Origin of the sequence: Paraclostridium sp., assembly GCF_051657365.1 — a bacterium.
In the GTDB taxonomy this organism is placed as follows: Bacteria; Bacillota; Clostridia; order Peptostreptococcales; family Peptostreptococcaceae; genus Paraclostridium.
Window position 1 is genome coordinate 1 of sequence record NZ_JBOFKN010000224.1, and the last position, 1,971, is coordinate 1,971.

General features: G+C 50.1%; 3 protein-coding genes. All 3 read right to left on the reverse strand.

The window, feature by feature from the left end:
- Positions 1 to 366 (reverse strand): hypothetical protein (locus ACRCYC_RS17815; protein WP_438620449.1); only part of this gene is annotated, 366 nt, incomplete at its 3' end.
- Positions 367 to 369: 3 nt separating this feature from the next.
- Complete coding sequence (locus tag ACRCYC_RS17820; protein WP_438620450.1) at positions 370 to 1,197, reverse strand: hypothetical protein; 828 nt, start codon at positions 1,195 to 1,197, stop codon at positions 370 to 372.
- Between the two features lie 73 nt (positions 1,198 to 1,270).
- Positions 1,271 to 1,971 (reverse strand): hypothetical protein (locus ACRCYC_RS17825; RefSeq protein ID WP_438620451.1); only part of this gene is annotated, 701 nt, incomplete at its 5' end.

A 1,971-nucleotide genomic window follows, 5' to 3' on the forward strand; every position in this document is an offset into this window, starting at 1 on the left:
TAACAACAGATTAAGCTGCTGATTGTCTGGCTGCTCTCCGGTTGCGTCCGCCGCAGTAAATAAAGCGGCGGCTGAAACAAAGAGGCTGCCATGAACCAGCGCAATATCCAGAAAATCGGGCGTGATGTTGCCATTAATATTGAGTTCAGCAACGAATGTCTCTGCAATGTCAGACCCGCTCTGCGATGTCGTATCTGGTACAGTATTCGGCTCTGGATTAGGCGCTGTTCCGGCAACCGACTCTGCTGCCGCTATGGGTGGCGAGCCCGGTGGTACCGCTGAAGCCGTACCGAAGCTAACCCCCGCGCTCAGAGCCAACAATATCAGCGCTAAGCGCAGGGCGGTTTGTTGCCTGAAAATTGCCATGGCTCAGCCGTTGCACTGTTCCTGTATTGGGTTTCCCTTGGCGGGGAAGTGATCCCAAATTTTCAGGCAATAGGTTCCCGCAGCACCGGCGGTGAATTTGCCGCGCGGCATACGGACAACACTTTCATTGGTGGTGGGGCGCAAATGCAGACGGCCAGAGCTCAATACATCGCCGGTTGCTTGGTTGACCACTTGAATTTGGCCAACAAAACTTTGTCCTGGCACGGTTTTAGTGACAGGGAAGTAACCCAGATATTCGCGGTCTTTGGGGGTATATACCAACTTCTGCGCACGAATTCCTGGGGTATCAATGCCATGGCGTAAATACACGGTCACAGGTAGCACCGGCATGATGGGAATGGTTACTGCAACGCCTTGTGCTTTATCTGCGGTTTTGGCTTCAGGCCCGGGTCTGGTCAGTGCCGAGACATTTAGTTTTAGCATGTATTCACCGGGGGGGAGTTTATCCAGCTGACGAGCTGAAATCCGCATTGGCATCGTTTGATTGGCGGGTACTTTGGCGCGTTGTGGTGCCCAGCGAATAAATTCACTGCCGTCTTGGGTTTTGGCATTCATTACCATCTTGACCGATTGCAGCGCGAACTCGGTGGGCAATTGTCCGAGATTAACCAGCTCCAGTGAGGCCGAACGGTCAGTATCATTCAAGACCAGCACGTTATCTGATAGCGCGACAGAAAGCCCCTTTGGGGTGGTTGATGCAAGTTCAGCGTGCGCTGGAGCCGCAAGTGTTAGCAGCATAGGAAATACGAAGAAAGATGCGCTTATACGCCGGTTTTCTGCAGTAAACACAGATGAAATCTGAGATAACATACAACGTCCTTTCTTGTCCGGTCGGCATAAAAAAATCACGACCGGTGTTCACCGGTCGTGTCCATATAATCACTTATTGTTGCCCGTCTTCGAGCGTAATGGTAATCGGAGTTACAGTTTTGTATGAGCCGTAGTTGTTATCAATGAGGTTATCAGGAATCGTCAAATCTCCGCCAATGTAAAACTGTGTACCACCCCCACTGATAACAGGTGCTAGGGTGCTGGGTACAAAATTGGCGGTTAAAGTAGCTGCGGCGACAGGCGCTTTTAGCGTATTGGCAAAATTATTGCTGTTGGTACCAGTAAATGACACATTGGTGGCATTCGCTAATGTCACAGTCGAGGCTGTAGCATCTGGAGCTGTAGACCCTTTCAGCTGGCATGAAGACCGTGCAGGTGCTTGATAGCCGTTTGAAGTGGAAAGCGCGGCACCAACATCAGCAGTGGCTGTCGCACCATCAGCTGGTAATGTAATTTTTGTGACATTACCACGGGATCCTGATTTTAGGCGCCAAACACCGAAGTTTATATCGGAGCAAGTTAGTTCCAATGCAGGTTCAATTCCCGCGAACGCATCAACGTTATCGTTCGAAAGTTTGGCACTGACATTACCTGATAGCAGAGCACCTGAAATAGCCATCATCAGCGAGCATAAATGCAGTTTATTGATTCTCTTCATTTTCCTTACTCCTTGAATCCCCATAACGGGTTCTACCTGTGATTCCATATGCTGCCGAGGTAAGCTCGTGTGGATATTGCGCAAGCAAAAAATGC

Excerpts from the sequence above, each read along its gene's own strand:
- ACRCYC_RS17820 (WP_438620450.1), bottom strand. The coding sequence starts at position 1,197 with ATGTTATCTCAGATTTCATCTGTGTTTACTGCAGAAAACCGGCGTATA.